14 protein-coding genes and 1 tRNA gene are annotated in these 18,263 nt (G+C 62.8%); 6 read left to right on the top strand and 9 right to left on the bottom strand.

What is annotated here, in order from left to right:
- Positions 1–19 precede the first annotated feature (19 nt).
- Together B7G54_RS29800 and B7G54_RS29795 are read left to right on the top strand one after the other, a co-directional pair.
- Positions 20–889, top strand: coding sequence for an ATP-binding protein (locus tag B7G54_RS29800; protein WP_085042285.1), 870 nt, complete (start codon positions 20–22; stop codon positions 887–889).
- Positions 886–1,329, top strand: a complete 444-nt coding sequence (locus B7G54_RS29795) for an NUDIX domain-containing protein (RefSeq protein WP_085042284.1) — start codon at positions 886–888, stop codon at positions 1,327–1,329. The genes B7G54_RS29800 and B7G54_RS29795 overlap by 4 nt, the downstream gene beginning before the upstream one ends.
- 66 nt (positions 1,330–1,395) lie before the next feature.
- Here the strand turns inward: B7G54_RS29795 and B7G54_RS29790 are convergent, their stop codons facing one another.
- From B7G54_RS29790 to B7G54_RS29760, 7 genes are all read right to left on the bottom strand, one after another.
- Positions 1,396–1,596, bottom strand: a complete 201-nt coding sequence (locus B7G54_RS29790) for a DNA gyrase inhibitor YacG (RefSeq protein ID WP_085042283.1) — start codon at positions 1,594–1,596, stop codon at positions 1,396–1,398.
- A 25-nt stretch (positions 1,597–1,621) separates the two neighbouring features.
- Complete coding sequence (zapD, locus tag B7G54_RS29785; protein WP_085042282.1) at positions 1,622–2,377, bottom strand: cell division protein ZapD; 756 nt, start codon at positions 2,375–2,377, stop codon at positions 1,622–1,624.
- Between the two features lie 109 nt (positions 2,378–2,486).
- Complete coding sequence (coaE, locus tag B7G54_RS29780; protein WP_085042281.1) at positions 2,487–3,095, bottom strand: dephospho-CoA kinase; 609 nt, start codon at positions 3,093–3,095, stop codon at positions 2,487–2,489.
- Position 3,096: 1 nt separating this feature from the next.
- Positions 3,097–4,008, bottom strand: a complete 912-nt coding sequence (locus tag B7G54_RS29775; RefSeq protein ID WP_085042280.1) for a prepilin peptidase — start codon at positions 4,006–4,008, stop codon at positions 3,097–3,099.
- Between the two features lie 45 nt (positions 4,009–4,053).
- Complete coding sequence (locus B7G54_RS29770; protein WP_085042279.1) at positions 4,054–5,265, bottom strand: type II secretion system F family protein; 1,212 nt, start codon at positions 5,263–5,265, stop codon at positions 4,054–4,056.
- Positions 5,262–6,539, bottom strand: coding sequence for a GspE/PulE family protein (locus B7G54_RS29765; RefSeq protein WP_085042278.1), 1,278 nt, complete (start codon positions 6,537–6,539; stop codon positions 5,262–5,264). Before B7G54_RS29765 ends, B7G54_RS29770 begins: the two co-directional genes overlap by 4 nt.
- 83 nt (positions 6,540–6,622) lie before the next feature.
- On the bottom strand, positions 6,623–7,915 hold the full coding sequence (locus tag B7G54_RS29760; RefSeq protein WP_175130519.1) for an HlyC/CorC family transporter: 1,293 nt from the start codon (positions 7,913–7,915) through the stop codon (positions 6,623–6,625).
- Positions 7,916–8,677: 762 nt separating this feature from the next.
- Here B7G54_RS29760 and B7G54_RS29755 point away from each other — a divergent pair.
- From B7G54_RS29755 to B7G54_RS29740, 4 genes are read left to right on the top strand one after another with little or no spacing between them, the layout of a single operon-like run.
- Positions 8,678–10,813 (top strand): type VI secretion system Vgr family protein, encoded by a 2,136-nt coding sequence (locus tag B7G54_RS29755; protein WP_085042276.1) that lies wholly within the window; start codon positions 8,678–8,680, stop codon positions 10,811–10,813.
- An 18-nt stretch (positions 10,814–10,831) separates the two neighbouring features.
- Entirely contained in the window at positions 10,832–11,254 is a 423-nt protein-coding gene (locus B7G54_RS29750) for a DcrB-related protein (protein WP_085042275.1), read from the top strand.
- Positions 11,255–11,266: 12 nt separating this feature from the next.
- Positions 11,267–15,970, top strand: a complete 4,704-nt coding sequence (locus tag B7G54_RS29745; RefSeq protein WP_085042274.1) for an RHS repeat-associated core domain-containing protein — start codon at positions 11,267–11,269, stop codon at positions 15,968–15,970.
- Complete coding sequence (locus tag B7G54_RS29740) at positions 15,967–16,464, top strand: hypothetical protein (RefSeq protein WP_133059233.1); 498 nt, start codon at positions 15,967–15,969, stop codon at positions 16,462–16,464. The genes B7G54_RS29745 and B7G54_RS29740 overlap by 4 nt, the downstream gene beginning before the upstream one ends.
- 465 nt (positions 16,465–16,929) lie before the next feature.
- On the opposite strand, the gene B7G54_RS29735 is transcribed toward B7G54_RS29740, so the two are convergent.
- Positions 16,930–17,006 (bottom strand) — tRNA-Pro (locus B7G54_RS29735).
- Positions 17,007–17,183: 177 nt separating this feature from the next.
- A complete protein-coding gene (locus B7G54_RS29730; RefSeq protein WP_085042272.1) occupies positions 17,184–18,179 on the bottom strand; it encodes a polyprenyl synthetase family protein in 996 nt (331 codons plus the stop codon).
- Positions 18,180–18,263 lie beyond the last annotated feature (84 nt).

Below are 18,263 nucleotides of genomic sequence, written 5' to 3'. Positions count from 1 at the left end.
TCGGGGGCGTTCGAACGACATGGACAAGCTTGAACAGTTTCTGACGCGCGCGGAAGCGCTGCTCGGCCGTCTCGAGGGGATGCTGCCGCCCGCGCCGGCGGCGGTCGACTGGAATGCGGCCCACGCGTTCCGCTGGCGCAAGCGCCAGGGGCGCGGCTATCTGCAGCCGGTGCCGGCCGTGTCGTCGATCACACTCGACGACCTGCACAACATCGATCGCCAGAAAGGGCTGATCGAACAGAACACGCGGCAGTTCGTGCAGCAGAAGCCGGCCAACAATGTGCTGCTGACCGGCGCGCGCGGTACCGGCAAGTCGTCGCTGATCAAGGCGTGCCTGAATGCGTATGCGAAGGACGGGCTGCGCTTGATCGAAGTCGACAAGGATGACCTGCACGATCTCGGCGATATCGTCGATTTGATCTCGCAACGTCCCGAGCGCTTCATCGTGTTCTGCGACGACCTGTCGTTCGAGGAAGGCGAGTCGGGCTACAAGGCGCTGAAGGTCGCGCTCGACGGCTCGATCGCCGCGCAGTCGGACAACGTGCTGATCTACGCGACGTCGAACCGCCGCCATCTGCTGCCCGAGTACATGAGCGACAACGCGTCGTACAAGCATCTCCCGGATGGCGAGATTCACCCCGGCGAAGTCGTCGAGGAGAAGATCTCGCTGTCGGAGCGCTTCGGCCTGTGGGTCAGCTTCTATCCGTTCAAGCAGGACGACTACCTCGACATCGTCGCGCACTGGCTGCGTCATTTCGGCTGCCCGGACACGGAGATCGAGTCCGCACGCGGCGACGCGCTCGTATGGGCGCTCGAGCGCGGTTCGCGGTCGGGGCGCGTCGCATGGCAGTTTGCACGTGACTGGTCGGGCCGCAAGGAGCAAGCATGAGCACGGATCACGCACAAGGCACCGTGCGCGCGCCCGATGGCCGCAAGGTGACGGAAGTCGCGGTCGGCGTGATGGTGCAGCCGGACGGCAGCTACCTGCTCGCGCAGCGGCTGCAAGGCAAGCCGTATGAAGGCTACTGGGAGTTTCCGGGCGGCAAGCTGGAGGCCGGCGAAAGCGTCGAGGACGCGCTTGCGCGCGAATTGCATGAGGAACTCGGCATCGAAGTCACGGCCAGCCACCGCTGGCATACGCTCGAGCACGATTATCCGCATGCCTACGTGCGGCTGTATTTCTGCAAGGTGACGGGCTGGACGGGCGAGCCGCACAGCAAGGAAGGGCAGGCGTTCGTGTGGCAGCACCTGCCGGTCGACGTCGCGCCGCTGCTGCCGGCCGCGCTGCCGGTGCTCGAACTGCTCGAGAAGGAAGCGGCGTCGCACTGACGCCGCGATGGCCTGCCGGAAAGGCGGGCCATATCACCGGCAGGTGGCGCCGGCGCCGCTCGCGGCTCAGCTGTCGCGGCGGTCGTCCGTGCCGTCTTCTTCCGACGAGGGGCCCTCGTCGGAAGATCCACCGATCCGGTACTTTTCCGCGGCCCATGCGCCGAGGTCGAGCTGCTTGCAGCGGGCCGAGCAGAACGGACGGAACTGATTTTCGGGTGTCCAGCGCACTTCGGCGCCGCACGACGGGCATTTCACAACGGTAGTCATACGAAAGCGATCCGGCACGCGGCCGTTACAGATTGCACAGTGTCAGATGGAACGGCACGTCGATGTCCACCGCGCGCGGCCGCACATCGCCGTCCTGCATGGTGAACCGTACCCACAGCATGTATTTGTTGGCGCTCGCTTCGGGAATGACGCGCAACTCAGGCGGCACGCGCACCTGCATCAACTGGTAGGTGCGGCCGGACAGCATCTGCTGGTAGCTGCCCTGCATCGCCATGACCTTCGACGCCTGGCCCGATTCGCGCGCGAGCCGCAGCACGATCGTCGCAGCGTCGCGCAGCGGCAGCATCGGCAAGATCCACTTCGCGATGTCCTGACGCCGCTGCTCGGCGGGCCACTGCTGCCACGCGTAGTACGACGGCAGGTCGAACTTGCACGTGCCGCCGGGAATCACCGCACGGCTGCGGATGCTGGCGAGCCACTCGTTGTCGACGAGGTGCTGCCCGGTCTTGCCCTGCATCTGCGCGAGATTCGCGAGCGTCTGCTCGATTTCTCCGAGCACGGCTTCGAGCGCGTTCTGCTCGATGCCCGGATTGCCGCGAAAGGGGGCGAGCGTCTGGCGTTGACGTTCGAGCTCCTTCATCAGATCCGATTTCAGGTCCGCGCGGCCCGTTACCTCGGCGATTTCGAACAGCGTCGTCAGCGCGACGTGGTGTTCACGCGGGTCCTCCTGAGCCAAAAAGAACGCAAAGCGCTCGAAGAGATCTTCGAGGCGCAGCAGCGTGCGAATTCGCTCGTTGAACGGATACTCGTAAAGAATCAAGCGCGCTCGCCTCTTGGGTAGGAGTTGAAACAATGCAGGACATTCTAATGCTCACTCTCTACCCTAGCAACGCGCCAATTTCGTACACCATCACGATCGCGTGCGACGCTCAGCGTGCAGCGGCCGCAAACCCTAGATAGCGTTGGTGCAGTGCATCGACCTGCGCGGCGAGCGCGTCGGGCGTTAGCGCGTCGTTGACGATCACGTCGTCGGCCGCCGCGAGACGGGCTTCGCGCGTCGCTTGCCGCGCGATGATCGCTTCGACCTGCTCGCGCGTGAAGCCGTTGCGCCGCATCACGCGTGCGATCTGCGTTTCGACCGGGCAATCGACGACGAGCACGCGATCGCTGCGCGCCTTCCAGTTGCCTGACTCGACGAGCAGCGGCACGACGAACATCACGTACGGGCCTTGTGCTTCGTGCGCTTCGCGATCGGTCTCGGCGCGGATCAGCGGGTGCGTGATTGCTTCGAGGCGCCGGCGCGCGGCGTCGTCGCTGAAGATCAGTGCGCGCATCTTCGCGCGGTCGAGCGAGCCGTCGGCGGCAACGAAGCCGCGGCCGAATGCCTGTTCGATCGCGGGCATCGCGAGGCCGCCCGGCGCAGTGATGCGATGGGCGATCAGATCGGTATCGACCAGCGACGCGCCTCGGGCGGCGAACAGGTCGGCGACGGTCGTCTTGCCGCTGCCGATGCCGCCGGTGAGTCCTATTGCGAACATGTCAGCCTCCGAGCGCCGAATAGAAAGGGGTGCCGAAAAACAGCGTCGCGACGCCGCCGGCCGCGAGGAACGGGCCGAACGGAATCGGCTCCTCGAAGCGCATGCGGCCGCGCCAGGTCGCAATGAGCCCGACGATCGCGCCCGTCACCGCGGCGAACAGCACGACCTGCGGCAGTGCGGCCCAGCCCATCCATGCGCCGAGCGCGGCGAGCAGCTTCAGGTCGCCGAAACCGATGCCCTCGATGCCGCGCAGCCATTTGAACAGCCAGTAGATTGTCCACAGGAACAGGTAGCCGGCCATGGCCCCGATCACGGCCGCGCGCAGCGACGCGAACGTGCCGCCGAGATTCAGCACGAGCCCGGCCCAGAGGAGCGGCAGCGTCATCGAGTCGGGCAGGTAGCCCGTCCGGATATCGATCGCGCTCATCGCGAGCAGAGCGGCGCACAGCGCGAACGCCGCCAGCGCGGCGACGGTCGGGCCGAATGCCGCGAGCGAGCCGGCGGCGAGCAGCGCGCACGCGAGCTCGACGAGCGGATAACGGATGCCGATCGCGTGGCCGCAGCTGCGGCAGCGCCCGCGCAGTATCAGGTAGCTGACGAGCGGGATGTTTTCCCATGCGCGCAGCACGTGGCCGCAATGCGGGCACGCGCTGCGCGGGCGCCATAGATCGTAGCGCGGCGGGTAGCCGTCGTCCGGCGGGGCGCTTGCGTTGTCGGTCGCTTCATCGATCTCGGCCTGCCACGCGCGCTGCATCATCACGGGCAGCCGGTGCACGACCACGTTCAGGAAGCTGCCGACGCAAAGGCCGATAACGACCGCGAACGCGTACTGTAGCGCGGGCGGCAGCATCGCCAGCGCGAGCAGCGTGCTCTCGGACGAATCGGTAACGGCGTAAAGGGGCGCTGGCGTCATGAGGCTCAAGGTTCGGACTAAAAGGCGACAGAGTCGGTTGCGATGCTACACCACGTTGCCGAGCTGAAGGATGGGCAGGTACATCGCGATCACGAGGCCGCCGACAAGTGCGCCCAGTACGATCACGATCAGTGGTTCGCCGAGCGCGGCGATTGCATCGAGACGTGCATCGAGCTGGCGTTCGCACAACGCGGCGATGTCGGCGAGCATCGTGTCGAGCGCGCCGGTCTCCTCGGCGACGGCGATCGGCTGCACGACGTCGTCCGGAAAGCAGCCGGCCGACTGCATCGCGTCCGCGAGACGCGCGCCGCGCAGCACGCGGGCCGCGATGTGCGCAGTGGCGCGCGCGAACACCGGATGGCCGGCCGTGCGCTCGAGCGTGGCGAATGCGTCGGCGAGCGGCACGCCAGCACCGAGCAGCGTCGCAAGCGAACGGCACCAGCGTGCGGCTGCGAAACGACCCAGCGCGCTACCCATGAGCGGGGCGTGCAGCAGGCGCTGCGCGACAGCGTGGCGCAGCTGTGCCGACCGCCGCAGCGCGTGATGTGCGGTGAGGCCGGCCGCCGCCGTACCGGCAACGAGCACGCCGCCCCACGCCGACAGAGCGGAGGACAGCGCGAGCAGCGCGCGGGTCGGCGCCGGCAGTGCGGCGCCGAAACCGTCGAAGATCTGCCGGAACGTCGGCACGACCCACACCATCAACGCGGCCGAGATCGCGAGCCCGAACAGGATGACGGCCGCGGGGTAGGCGAGCGCGGCCCGCAGCTTGCGCCACTGCGCGTCGGCGCGCTCGCGGTGTTCCGCGAGCCGTGTCAGTACGATGTCGAGCGAGCCGGACGCTTCGCCTACCTCGATCAGCTGGCGATACAGCGTGCCGAACTGCGATGGATAGCGTGCAAGTGCATCGGCGAAGCGCCGGCCGCCGACGATCTCACGGGCGAGACCCGCGGCGATGCGCGGCAGGCCGTCGCGCGGCCGCGTACGCGCGAGCATCTCGAGTGACGGCGCGAGCGGTAACCCGGCCTGCAGCAGGCTCGCCAGTTGGCGCGTGAAGCGCGTGACGTCCCGTGCGCCGGCCGATGGCGGCCGGGCTGGCCCGCGGACATCGAGCGACAGCACCGCGATGCCGTCGCGTGCGAGCACGGCGCGTGCCGCTTCGGCGTCGAACGCGATGACGATCCCGTGGCGCGGCGTGCCGTCGCGACGGCGGCCGCGCCACGCGAAGCGGGTTTCGCGCGGTGGTGTGCGTATGCTCATGCCGCAGGTGTCGCGGCGAGGGCTTCCGCGATACTCGTCGTGCCGTCGTGGACGCGCGCGAGCGCCGCGTCGCGCAGACTGCGCACGCCTTCGGCTACTGCACATTGCGCGAGTTCGCCGACGCTCGCCCGTGCGACGATGCGTTCTGCCAGCGCGGGCGATACCGGCATCGTCTGATGCAGGCCGACACGGCCGCGATAGCCGATGCCGTGACAAGCCGAACAGCCCTGCGCGACGAACGGCCGCCATCCGGCTGCCAGGGCAGCCGGGTCGCAGCCGGCTTCACGCAGTACCGGCACCGGTGCGCCAGAATGCACGCGGCAGGCGGTGCACAGCCGCCGGACGAGGCGCTGCGCGGTGACGAGGTGCAGCGCAGCCGCGAGGTTGTACGGTGCGACGCCGATGTCGAGCAGCCGCGCGACGGCGGCCGGCGCGTCGTTCGTGTGCAGCGTCGACAGCACGAGATGGCCGGTCTGCGCGGCCTTGATCGCGACGTCGGCCGTCTCCGCATCGCGAATCTCGCCGACCATGATGATGTCCGGATCCTGCCGCAGCAGCGCGCGCAGTGCAGTCGCGAACGTGAGCCCCGCCTTTTCGGCGACGCCGACCTGGCTGATGCCGTCGAGCTGGATTTCGGCGGGATCCTCGACCGTGCAGACGTTGTGCGCGTCGCGATCGAGCATCTGCAGCGCGCAGTAGAGCGACAGCGTCTTGCCGCTGCCGGTCGGGCCCGTGACGAGCACGAGGCCATGCGGTGCGCGTATCGCGGCCTCCATCGCGGCCGCCTGTTGCGTGTCGAAGCCGAGACGGGTGAGCGTGAGGTCGGGCGGAAGGGTTTCGAGGCGTCGCAGCACGAGCTTTTCACCGAACAACGTAGGCAGCGAGCTGACCCGGAAGTCGCCGCGCGTGCCGCCGTCGATCGCGATGCGCAGCCTGCCGTCCTGCGGGAGCCGCCGCTCGGCGATGTCCATGCGTGCGAGCACCTTGATCCGCGTGACGAGCGCATCGCGCAGGTGAAGGGGCGGCCGTGCATGTTCGTGCAGCACGCCGTCGATGCGCAGGCGGATGCGCCAGCCGGCTTCGAACGGTTCGACGTGGATGTCGGACGCGTCGCGCACGCGTGCTGCGTGAAGTGTGTCTGTCAGCAGCCGTACGGCGGGCGCATCGTCGAGCTGGGCCGCGTCGAGCGTACGCGGTGCGGTGGCCGGCGACGCATCGGAGCGGGCGGGCGGCGGCTGTGTGCGTAGCGACGCCCCGGGAGGAGGGAAATGCATGTGAGCCGGCACGCTGGCCGCCTGTTGACCGTGACCAGCAGATGGTCGCGCATCGCAGGCGGCGCCGGCAGTCAGCCGTTCGGCTAGCGCGCAGTGGCGCGTGCAGTGCGCGACGCGCGCGGCTTGAAGAGCTTGACGGTGCGCACGGCCTGGTCGTCGCTGCGCATCACCTCGAGCATCACGTCGCCGATTTTCAGGCACACGTCGTCTTCCGGAATTTCCTCGAGGATTTCGAGCACCAGTCCGTTCAGCGTCTTCGGCCCGTCGGTCGGCAGTTTCAGATGCAGCCAGCGATTCAGTTCGCGCAGCGGCATGCTCGCCGAGACGATGCATTCGCCGTTCTCGTCCCAGCCGCCTGCACGTTCGCTGCGCGGCATCGACGTCGTGAATTCGCCGATCAGCTCTTCGATGATGTCTTCGGGCGTGACGAGTCCTTCGAGCTCGCCGTACTCGTTGACGACGAGCGCGGTCCGCTGCCGCGTTTCCTGGAAAAACTGGAGCTGCTGGACTACCGGCGTGCCGGACGGCACGTAGTACGGCTCGGCGAGCAGCGTGCGCAGCGTCTCGCGGTCGAACTCCTGGTTGTGCAGCGCGGTCAGCGTCTTGCGGACGTGCAGCACGCCGAGCACCTTGTCGATGTCGCCTTCGTAGACGACGAGCCGGTTGTGATAGCAGGTTTCGAGCTGGTGCAGGACGTCGTCGAGCGGCGCGTAGAAATTGAGCGACTCGATCTGGCGGCGCGGCACCATCACGTCGTCGACCGTGATGTTCTCGAGGTCGAACAGGTTGAGCAGGATGCTGCGGTGCTTGGTCGGCATGAAGCTGCTCGACTCGAGCACGATGGCCCGCAGCTCGTCGGCCGACATCCGCTGGTCGCGACCCTTCTTGGTGTTGATGCGCAGCACCCACAGCACGCCGTTCGCGAGCGCGTTGACGAACCAGACGACCGGCTTGAACACGCGCATCAGCGGCGCGATCACGAGGCTCGCGGGCAGTGCGATGCGTTCGGGGAAGGTCGCGCCGACGATCTTCGGCGCGATTTCCGCGAACACGATGATCAGGAACGCGACGATACCGGTCGCGATCGACAGCGCGAGGTTGTTGCGGCCGAACGTGTGCAGTGCGAGCGACGTCGTCAGGACCGGGATGATCGTGTTGAACAGGTTGTTGCCGATCAGGATCACGCTGAGCAGCAGGTCAGTGCGCGTCAGCAGGCCTTGTGTGGTTTTCGCGCCGAGTGCGCCCTGGCTGGCGAGATGCTTCAGCCGATGGCGGTTGAGCGCCATCATCGCGGTCTCGGAAATGGAAAAGAAGCTGGAACAGAGGAGAAGCAGGAAGACGGCGCCGATTTGCGCCCATAAGGGAATTTGGTCCACGCGTTGGAAGGGCAGTGAAGGACAGGGATGGAGGGAATATAGCAGAGGCCGGCGACCGTGATGTGTCGGACGGGGCCGCGGGCTCAGGCACGAGCGTCGCGCACGTCAGGGCGTGATCGCGGGAAATTCGGTCGCGACAATGGCTTAGGCCTGCGCCCGGATCTCGTTGCGAAAGCTTTTCGAGTGCTCAACTTTAGTCAATTCTCGGTAATTTGTAAAAATTTTCGACAACCTTTCGCATCTATCAAGCGGGTGGGCGCAAACATCTGCGATGTCATGAATTGGGCGTACAGCACGTGCCGTGCCTTGCGGACGGGCTTTGCAGGGGATCGCGCTCTGGTGAACGCCGAGCGCTCGCGCCAGTCGAGAGCCTTGCTGGCACGGCCTCTTCCTGGCTGAACTTCGCGGCTGTTGTTTTTGGCGCCACCCACAAACAGCAAGTAAAAAATGGAGTGTGTGCGCCGCGTCCTATATCGGTTTGCGAGAGTTGATGGTAATTTTTACTTGTCTGTCGTTTCGCTTAGCCGGATTACCGTGACAAGGTGGCGCGATGAATGGCAATTCATTATTGTTCGATTCCTGAGCGGGAATGATTGTGGTGTTCGATCAGCGATATGAATGGGTCGGAAGCGGTATCGACGTCTCGAATGGCTTGAGCAGGACACCCTGCTTCGATTGTCGGAAAACGTTGGATCTTGCCCGGCACGGTGTGGTGGGCTCGTGAGTCCGGTAGGTAGAACCTGGGAAAAGAAAGGAATAACAATGAGTTTCGCGCCGATTGGCGGTTCGCAGAATAATTCGGGCGGTAGTCCGCTCAACTATCTGGCCCCTGTTTCAAGCGCACTTGGCGGGCTTTCTGGCCCGCTTGTAGCCGGTGTCGCAAGTCATCTCGGTCCGTTGGCAGGCGTCATTGGTCACGTAGAGACACTTCAGCGCGCGGCCCAGCTTGCTCAAACGGGCTTTTCGTTATTGAACAAGACGCCAGCGTCGATCGCAGATGCGATCAATGCCACGATGGATGGCGCTGCGCGGCTGACGCAGGACAATCGCTATGTCACGATCGATACGCCACTTGGACCGGACGTCCTGCTGGTGAGCGCTGCAATTATCGACGAGCATGTGAGTCGCCTGCCGGAGATTCATCTGGATCTTCTGTCTCACCGACACGATCTGCGGCCGGAAGACCTGATCGGGCAAAAGATCCAGCTTAAGCTCGACCAACAGTCGCAACAGTTTGCGTTGGAACGGATCGTTGCGATGGGCGGTGGCGACACGCCACGATATTTTGACGGCTACGTAGCGTCGTTCGATCGTGCTGGTCCGCCAGGGCGGGTGACACAGTACCAAATGACGGTGGTGCCTTGGTTCTGGTTACTGACGCGTTCAACCGACTGTCGTATTTTCCAGAACAAGACGGCGCAGGATATTCTCGTCGAGATATTCCAGGAGCTTGGTTTTGCCGACTATGCGTTCGAGATTTATGCTGCGCAGAAACCGCTCGAATACGTCGTGATGTACCAGGAGTCCTATTACAGCTTCTGCGCACGACTGATGGAGCAGGAGGGTTTGTTCTGGACGCATCGGTACACCAAGGAAAAGCATACGCTTGTCATCGGTGATTCGAATGATCTGTTTCAGCCGATCGATGGCTTGAAGACCCTGCCTTACTCACATGGTGCGTCGAGCGAATTTAACGGGATCGACAGGCTGGATGAGGGCCGGCGTTTCGGTGTCGGCAAGGTTACCTACCGCGATTTCAATCACCAGCATCCGGCGTCGCCGCTGATGCTCGTGAATGCCCCTGCGAAGAACCTTCAGCATGCCATGCTCGACGGCACCGAGCGATATGAGTACCAATCTCTATACGATCATTCGTCGGACGGCGAGCGCTATGCGAATCAGGCGATGGAAGCTGAAGAGGCGGAGGCGCACCGGTATTCAGGCAGCGGATACTCGTGGCGGTTGACGACAGCAGGCTGCGCGACGGTGACGGGGCATCCGGTCGTTGCAAATAATCAGGAATATGTATTCCTGCATGTCCGCCACGAAGTCGTGAATGATTACACGCAGCATTCGGCGAAGCAGCCCTATCGCAACACGTTCACCTGTCTGCCGCGAGCGATCCCGTATCGCGCTCAGCGCGTCACACCGAAGCCGGTGATCAACGGCACGCAGTCGGCGATCGTTGTTGGTCCGAAGGGCGAGCAGATTCATACGGACGGCAGCCGGGTCAAGGTGCATTTCATCTGGGACCGGCGCGGGAAGATGGACGGGGCGGATTCGATGTGGGTTCGTGTGTCGCAGCCGTGGGCCGGCGATGGGTGGGGAGCGGCGGCAATTCCGCGAATCGGTCAGGAGGTGACGGTTGCATTTACGCAGGGCGACCCGGACAACCCTCTCATCATCGGCCGTGTCTACAACGGTGGCCAAGGCAACCCCTACCACGGCTCGGCAGGCCAGACGATGGGAATCAAGAGCCAGACGCACAAGGGGGCCGGCTCCAACGAACTGCGAATGACCGATACGAACGGGGCGCAGGAACTCTACTTGCATGCGCAGAAGGATATGAACACGGTTGTTCAGGATGCGCAATCGACCCAGGTTTTGAAGGGGAACCGGTCGATTGCAGTCGACAAAGGCAATCACACGACGCTGGTTTCTGTCGGGAATTTGTCGGACGTCGTTTCCCAGGGCGATACGCTCCATCAGACTCCTGCCGGTACCCATCGGATTGAAGCAAAGGAGCTCTGGATCAGCATCGGCGGCAAGGATGGCACGTCGATTCACATGACGGCCGACTTCATCGAGATTCGCAAGGGCGGTTCGGTCGTGCGACTCGACGATTCGAACATCAAGGTGCAAGCAGCGCGTACCGATATCAACCCGGACAACAATTAATCAAACAGGATGCGAAGCATGTACCAAATGCAGGAAGGCACGTTCTCGTTGCCGGTCGAGTGGCAGGACAAAACGATGAATGTATTCGTGTCGGCAGCGACCGGCACGGAGGGTGTCAGTTTCGTCATTACGCGCGAGCGGTTGCCATGGGGGATGAAGTTCAGCGAATACGTCGCAAATGAAATCGGCAAATTCGCGAAGAAGGTGCCGGATTATGCCGAGGTGCTGAGCACGGATACGATGGTGTCGGGACGCCCGGCGCGCGCCCACGAGTTCACGTGGACCAATAATCAAGCATCGATTCATCAACAATTGACGATGATCGAGTACGGACAGGTTGTGCTGATGCTGACATTTACGGTACCTGGTTCGTTAAGCGAGACGCAGCGTCAGCAATTGCAGGCGCTGATGCAAACCGTGCAGTTGCGCGATCCGACCTGATCGGTGACGGTGATGCCGGATACGTCTACTCACTACGCCGAACCTGGCGGGAGCGCAGAAGAGCGCCTTCAGAATCTGCAGAGCCTCGAGGATGGCGAGGCTACAAAAGTGGCAGAGCAGCCGTTCTACGAGAACGTCAACAACATCATGCTTGGCGGGGATGTTGGCTGGGCGACGGCCAGTGTGCTCGATGCAGGGATTACCGCGGGTGCGTCGGGTTCAGCGATAGCCGGTGCAGTGGCTGTAGAGCTTGCTCCGGTCGCGATCGCGATTGGCGGCGCGTGGGCTCTCGATAAGCTGGGCGTTACCGACTGGATGTCGAGAGGCTTCGTTCATTTGGGTGACGAGCTTGGGCTGACGATCGGGCGCGGCGATCCGCATCCCGCGTGTGTCGGCGACAGTGTTGCCCATTCGATGGGGGCGCTGGGTATTTTCGGCGGCATGCTTGTCGGTGTCGCGGCCGGTGCACTTTTGGCCGCCGCAGTCGTGGCGACCGTCGCGACAGGGGGGCTTGCTGGAGCGCTGATCGTTGGGGCCTGCATGGCGGGCGGCCTGAGTCTTGGCGGTGCGCTTGCGTCGGCAAGCCAGCAGGTTGGCGGTAACTGCGGCGAGATCATGACGGGTTCCGACGACGTGCGTTTCGAAGGTCGGAAAGTCGCGCGAGTGACGGATCTCGTCAAGTGCGATCAGCACTCAAGCGTGCCCCAACCCCTCGTCGAAGGCAGCAAAACAATTTTCGTGAATGGCTTGCCGCTCGTGCGGATCGGTCACGAAACCCACTGCAGTGCCAAGGTCAATACAGGCCGCGACAGCATCTGGATCGACAGGACGACCGGACAGTATGGTCCGAAGACCCCGGAATTGTCTGCCGGTGAAGAATTTTGGGCGGGGTTGCTGGGCGGGCTAGCAGGAGGCGCAGTCGGCCGTGTTCTCGGCAAGGGATTCAAGCCGAAGTCGACGGAGTCGGCGGAACAACGGGGTGTCAAGGACGAGCAGCGTACATGTGCTGCTGACCCGGTCGATGTTGCCTCCGGCGAAGTATTGGAGTTTCGTACCGATATCGCGATTCCGGGCGTTCTGCCGCTTGAGCTTCGCCGGCGTTATCGAACACGCTCGACGGATCGCGGCCTGCTGGGCGCACGCTGGTCCGACAACTGGTCGCAACGGCTGACGCTTGAAAGCGGGCGGTTGGTCCGGTTTCACGACGGGGCAGGCCTTGAGCTCGGTTTCGATTCGCCGGACGTGGCGCTGGATGCGATCAATCTGCGCGATCCGCGCTATCGACTGGTCGGGAGTCGTCTCGAGCCGCGGCTTCTTGATCGCGAGACACGACAATTGCGCTTCTTCGCGCCACTTGCAGACGGGCAGACGTCACGTCTGGAGCGCATCGAAGATCTGGATCGAAATGCAATCGACTTTGCGTACCGTGCCGATGGCCGGCTCTCGAGTTTGGCGCATAGCGATGGCTACCGGCTCGAGCTGATTTATCAAGGCTCACATCGCGAACCTACCCGGATCGTGTTGCACGACGCGAACGGCAATATGCGCGTACTCGTCGAATACGAATATTGCCGGGGGATGCTTGTCGAGGTCGCGAGTTTCCAGTTCGGACGTTTCAGGTACGAATACGACGAACATGGCTGGATGACCCGTTGGCGCGACAGCGACCAGACGGACGTGCACTATGTCTACCGCGACGATGGTCGGGTGGTGGAGACCGGGACACGGCAGGGTTATTACAGCAGTCGCTTCGCTTACGGGGATCGCTGCACCAAGGTGACCGATGCCGACGGAGAATGGATTTACGAATACGACGACGCTGGACTTGTAACGGCCGAGACCGATCCCCTCGGTCACCGTACGCGCACGGATTGGTTGCTTGGCCGGGTCATATCCCGGACCGATCCGCTTGGCCGAAGCACGAGATACCTGTATGACGAACGGGGGCAACTCGACGCGGTTCAAAATGTCGCCGGGCAGATCATCAGTTTTGCGTACGATGACGCGCAGTCGCTTGTGGGGGTGAGATTACCTGGCGGCGGGATCATCCAGCTCGAATACGACCATTTGCGCCGGCTGATTGCGCGCACGGAGCCGGACGGCACGAAAACGGCCTACCGATATGGTCAGCGCGGTGAACTACTGCGGGTGGTGCAGGGCGATCGCGAGACTCGCCTGGACTATGACGATCGACTGCGTGCCGACGAAATCACCCTGCCGGGAGGGGCGAGATATCGCAGAACCGTCGATGTGTTGGGGCGGGTACTCGACGAAACCGATCCTTGCGGACGTGTTACCCATTACGACTGCCAAGATGGCGCGGACAATCCGCGTGGCGCGGTGCGCGCAATAAGGCAGGCCGATGGATCAATGGTGCGGGTGTATTACAACAGCGAAGGTTTGCCTGTCGAATGGGTCGATCCCCTTGGTCGGTCGGCGCGACGAACCTATGGGCCGTTCGATCTGCTGGTTTCCACGGTCGACACGGCCGGTCATGTCACCCGGTTCGAATACGACCACGCCACGCGCTTGACGAAAGTAATCAATGCGCTCGATGAAACCTACGAGTACCGCTACGATGGCGCGGGGCGACTCGTCGCGGAGATCGATTGGGGCGGACGTACGACGCGTTACGAACGGGATGCAGTCGGGCGCTTGTTGGCCACGATTCAGCCGGACGGCGAACAATGGCGTTATGCATATGATGATCAAGGGCGCGTAATCGGCGTTGATGCGAACGACGTCAGGCTTGTCTATGGCTACGATGAGCGCGGCCGTCTCGTCACGGCGGAAGTGCAAGGAGACATGCCCCATGTGACGCATTTCGCGTACGACGAGGCGGGGCGGCTGATCGGTGAAGATCAGCATGGGGACTTGCTGCGACACGCCTACGACGCAGACGGTCAGCGTAGTTTGCGGGTGACCCCGAGACGTGAAACGCAGTATGCATACAATCCGTTCGGCGCGCTCACGCAGGTTGGCGGCCTCTCGATACAGCGTGACGATCTTGGTCGCGAAATCGGCATGCAGGCAGGTCGATTCGTCGCGAGGAAGGAATACGACGTATTGGGCCGGTTCCAGAAGCAGATTGCCGGACCGGAGGCCGCCTTCGAGGCGCTGCGCAGCAATCCCCTCGGGGCCCTCGAGCAATTGACGAGACACGTGTATGCCTATGACGGAGCCGGTCGTCTGGAGCGGGTCGAGTCGGACTTCGATACCCTGACTTATCGACGGGACGAGCGCGGTCAGGTTACATCGGCTGTCGGCCTGCACCAGCCGGCCGAGCATTATCAATACAACGCGGTGATGAATCTCGCGGCCCACGGCAGGCAATCGCCGATCGATACGCATCGATATGCGCGAGGCGGTTTGCCGGAGCAGGCAGGTCATGCACGGTACAAGTATGATGCGCGCGGCCGTGCTATCGAGAAGACGATCGAGCAGCCCGGGTTCCGTCCCAAGTCGTGGCAGTACGCGTGGGACGGATTGAATCGGCTGGTAAAGGTAGTGACGCCTGAGCGCAAGGTTTGGGCTTATCGTTACGATGCATTCAACCGACGGGTTGCCAAGCAGCAGATCGGCGGCGTTGAGATCGTTCGATTCCTATGGGACGGGCCGACGCTCGCGGAGCGATGGGTCGAACGTCGGGACGGCACGACAGGTCAAGCCGTCACCTGGCACATCGACCCGGGAAGCTTCACGCCTCTTGCGCAGGAAACCGACGGTGGGCTTTATCCGATCCTGACCGATCAGATAGGGTTACCGAAAGTCGTGTTCGATTCCGACGGCAAGGCTGTCTGGCGGCCGACGTACTCAGTGTGGGGAAAGCTTTTCCCTGCCCGTCGGGCCGCGAACGACAGCGTTTGCACGGAGATTGACACGACGCTGCGTTTCCCCGGGCAATGGGCCGACGACGAATCGGGGCTGCATTACAACCTCAACCGGTATTACGATCCGGATTCAGGGCAATACCTGAGTTCGGATCCGATCGGCCTGCAGGGGGGCTTCAGAACGCAGGGGTATGTCCACGATCCGTCGCGCTACTTCGATCCGCTGGGATTGTCCGGGTGTTGCGGGGAGGGAAGAATCGATCCGACCACGGTGGAGGGGCCGTTCTCGCTCCTGAACCAGGAACTCCGCTCGGTGACATACAAGCAATTTGTTCAGCACGTCCACGATACCGGGTTGACCGAGGCATTTTCCAGGCCACTCGCCGACGTTTATGCCGACGTCTACGCGGTGCCAAAGGCGTTGCGTCCGGAGCCGTCGAATTATCTGACGGAAGAGTTCATGAAGGCGCATACGGAGAAGTTCCTTCCCGGGGCTGCGCGTGTCGATGCGACAGCTGCTTTCAACAAGCGTTATCGTGCTGACATCGAGGCCGGGTTGCCCTTTGGTCGTCCTGATGCCGTCTTTACTTCTCCGGCATCGCTGATAAACGACCTGCACGCTACCGGGAACCCCGCCGTGATGGAAAGTACGCTGGGTTTTCCGGCCGGAACCTTTGACGCTGCAGGCGGCATGACTCGGACGTATGTCTACAACCCGGAGGAATTCGGATTGCGCTTCGCGCGGGGGATCGAGGGTGGGGCCAACGACTACTGGGTTCCCGGTGGATACACGATCAATACGAAGGGCGGCGCAGGGCTGCCGGAGATGGTGACTGACCAGTTGCCGTCACCCAATGTCAATCCGAACATCAAGGTACTGCAATGAATCCGACGGAATCCGACGTTTTGACCGCCATCAGAGGAGGGCGGCTCGCGAGTGTATTGCGCGGCGAGGAGTGTGTGTTCCGCACTCCGCCCGAAATCAACGATGACATGCGACCGACCGATCATGCGGAACTGCTGGAGCGCGCTTTATATCCGCTGAGTCGAACGGAAGGTGTCGATCTCGTCCAGCGTAAACTCGAGCACGCTTTGCAAGCCGCATGCGACGACCCTTTGGGGGTCTTCTGTGCGATTCAGTGTTTTTACATGGCGCTTATGGACGAGCAGAGCGGCAGCTCGCCATTCCATCTGAATCGCGACCGGTTGCCGAAGCTTTTAGCATCGGCTTTCCTCAAAGAATCGGCAGGGCTGCATGCTCTCGCGTTGCGGCCCAACGATCATCTATACGATCGCTCGTATCGCGTGACGCTATCCCGGATGCACATTCTGGCAAAGGATTGCAGCATCGATTGGGGAGTTGCCTTGCCGCAACTATAAAATTTCGGGGTATCGGGCTGGCGATCGCGTCTTTTACTTTCTGCGAAAAGATCGGCAAGGATGGCGCGCGAAGCCTTTGACGCGTACCGGGAATGGTCGGGCGGGTCGAGTAAAAGGTTCGATTCCGGAGGTGGGGCGGAAAGTCCTGGACGGCCCGATAAATCTGGTCTTGCGAAGTGGGGCGGCCTGATCGGGGAGGTTGCTTGAGCGCTGGATCCCGTATTTCGCGAGGCAGGATGTTCTCCCTTTGGAGTCGATCCGCTCACACCAACGGTATTGGGGGATAGTTTGCTTCGCGCAAAGCGCCGGCGCCATCCGGCGTTTGCCGTCGTCTATGCCGATGTCTAGAAAGAGGGTAAAAAAAATGCCCCGTCGATTCGACAGGGCATTCTTTGTACAACCATGACAGCGTTGACTACAACATCAAGCTGAAACGGATCGGTGTTTCAATGATCCGTCGGAATCTGGTCGGGGTGAGAGGATTCGAACCTCCGGCCTCTACGTCCCGAACGTAGCGCTCTACCAGGCTAAGCTACACCCCGATTTGGACTCTTCCGATTTCGCAGTCTTCTTCAAGACCGCTGCGTCGTCGAGCAAGAACATAACTATAACGACGTTTCTTCAAAAAGGGAAGGCCTTGGAGAAGAAATTTTTCGAGACAGGCGATCTTCCCGTGTCGAACGTGCGTCGCAGCCGTGGCGGCGACGCACGACATGCACTTACGACTGCCGCGACGTCGAGTACGAGCACAACGCGAGCAGGCTCTCCTTGTAGATCGAATCGGGGAACGCTGCGATCGCCGCGGCTGCTGCCTGCGCTTCCTGGCGCGCGCATTCGAGCGTGTGATCCAGTGCGCCCGAGCGCGTGATTGCTTCGAAAATCGTGTCGAAGCGATCCGTGCCGCCCTGTTCGATCGCCTCGCGTGCCAGCGCCGATTGTTCGGGCGTGCCGCGTTCGATCAGATAGATGAGCGGCAGCGTCGGCTTGCCTTCGCGGAGGTCGTCGCCGGCATTCTTGCCCATTGCCTCGACGGTACCCGCGTAGTCGAGCCAGTCGTCCATGATCTGGAACGCAGTGCCGATCCGGCGGCCATATTCGGCGGCGGCGGCCTCGGTCGGCGCATCGGCGCCCGAGAGTACCGCGCCCAGGCGTGCCGATGCCTCGAACAGCTTGGCCGTCTTGTAGCGGATCACCTGCATGTAGCGCGTTTCGTCGACGTCTGCGTCGTGCATGTTGAGGAGCTGCAGCACCTCGCCTTCGGAAATGATCGTCGTCGCTTCGGACAGGATCTCCATCACGCGCATCTTGCCGACGCCGACCATCATCTCGAACGACCGCGAATAGAGATAGTCGCCTACCAGCACGCTCGCCGCGTTGCCGAACAACGCATTGGCGGTCTGGCGGCCGCGGCGCAGCTCGGATTCGTCGACGACGTCGTCATGCAGCAGCGTGGCCGTGTGGATGAACTCGACGACGGCGGCCAGCACGTGCCGCTGGTGCGACGTCTCGCCGAGCGCGCCGGCGACGAGCAGCAGCAATGCCGGGCGCAGCCGCTTGCCGCCCGCGCCGATGATGTACTCGGCGATCTGGTTGATCAGCAGGACGTCGGACGCGAGGCTTTGCCGGATAACGCGATTCACCTGCTCCATGTCACTGCTGATCGGAGCGAGCAGATGGGCGGCGCTGAGGGTGGGGGAGGCGGTGGACGACGACATGATGATGGAATTGGGTGATGCGGCGGATTATAAGTCGAATCCGAGATATCCCGGTCTGTCACACGTGCCGCAGCCGTGAATTTG

Source organism: Burkholderia puraquae, from assembly GCF_002099195.1.
GTDB classification, from domain to species: Bacteria; Pseudomonadota; Gammaproteobacteria; order Burkholderiales; family Burkholderiaceae; genus Burkholderia; species Burkholderia puraquae.
This window is presented reverse-complemented; position numbering and strand designations above follow the sequence as displayed.

Excerpts from the sequence above, each read along its gene's own strand:
- B7G54_RS29800 (WP_085042285.1), top strand. The coding sequence starts at position 20 with ATGGACAAGCTTGAACAGTTTCTGACGCGCGCGGAAGCGCTGCTCGGC.
- B7G54_RS29795 (WP_085042284.1), top strand. The coding sequence starts at position 886 with ATGAGCACGGATCACGCACAAGGCACCGTGCGCGCGCCCGATGGCCGC.
- B7G54_RS29790 (WP_085042283.1), bottom strand. The coding sequence starts at position 1,596 with ATGACTACCGTTGTGAAATGCCCGTCGTGCGGCGCCGAAGTGCGCTGG.
- coaE (WP_085042281.1), bottom strand. The coding sequence starts at position 3,095 with ATGTTCGCAATAGGACTCACCGGCGGCATCGGCAGCGGCAAGACGACC.
- B7G54_RS29775 (WP_085042280.1), bottom strand. The coding sequence starts at position 4,008 with ATGACGCCAGCGCCCCTTTACGCCGTTACCGATTCGTCCGAGAGCACG.
- B7G54_RS29770 (WP_085042279.1), bottom strand. The coding sequence starts at position 5,265 with ATGAGCATACGCACACCACCGCGCGAAACCCGCTTCGCGTGGCGCGGC.
- B7G54_RS29765 (WP_085042278.1), bottom strand. The coding sequence starts at position 6,539 with ATGCATTTCCCTCCTCCCGGGGCGTCGCTACGCACACAGCCGCCGCCC.
- B7G54_RS29755 (WP_085042276.1), top strand. The coding sequence starts at position 8,678 with ATGAGTTTCGCGCCGATTGGCGGTTCGCAGAATAATTCGGGCGGTAGT.
- B7G54_RS29750 (WP_085042275.1), top strand. The coding sequence starts at position 10,832 with ATGTACCAAATGCAGGAAGGCACGTTCTCGTTGCCGGTCGAGTGGCAG.
- B7G54_RS29745 (WP_085042274.1), top strand. The coding sequence starts at position 11,267 with ATGCCGGATACGTCTACTCACTACGCCGAACCTGGCGGGAGCGCAGAA.
- B7G54_RS29740 (WP_133059233.1), top strand. The coding sequence starts at position 15,967 with ATGAATCCGACGGAATCCGACGTTTTGACCGCCATCAGAGGAGGGCGG.
- B7G54_RS29730 (WP_085042272.1), bottom strand. The coding sequence starts at position 18,179 with ATGTCGTCGTCCACCGCCTCCCCCACCCTCAGCGCCGCCCATCTGCTC.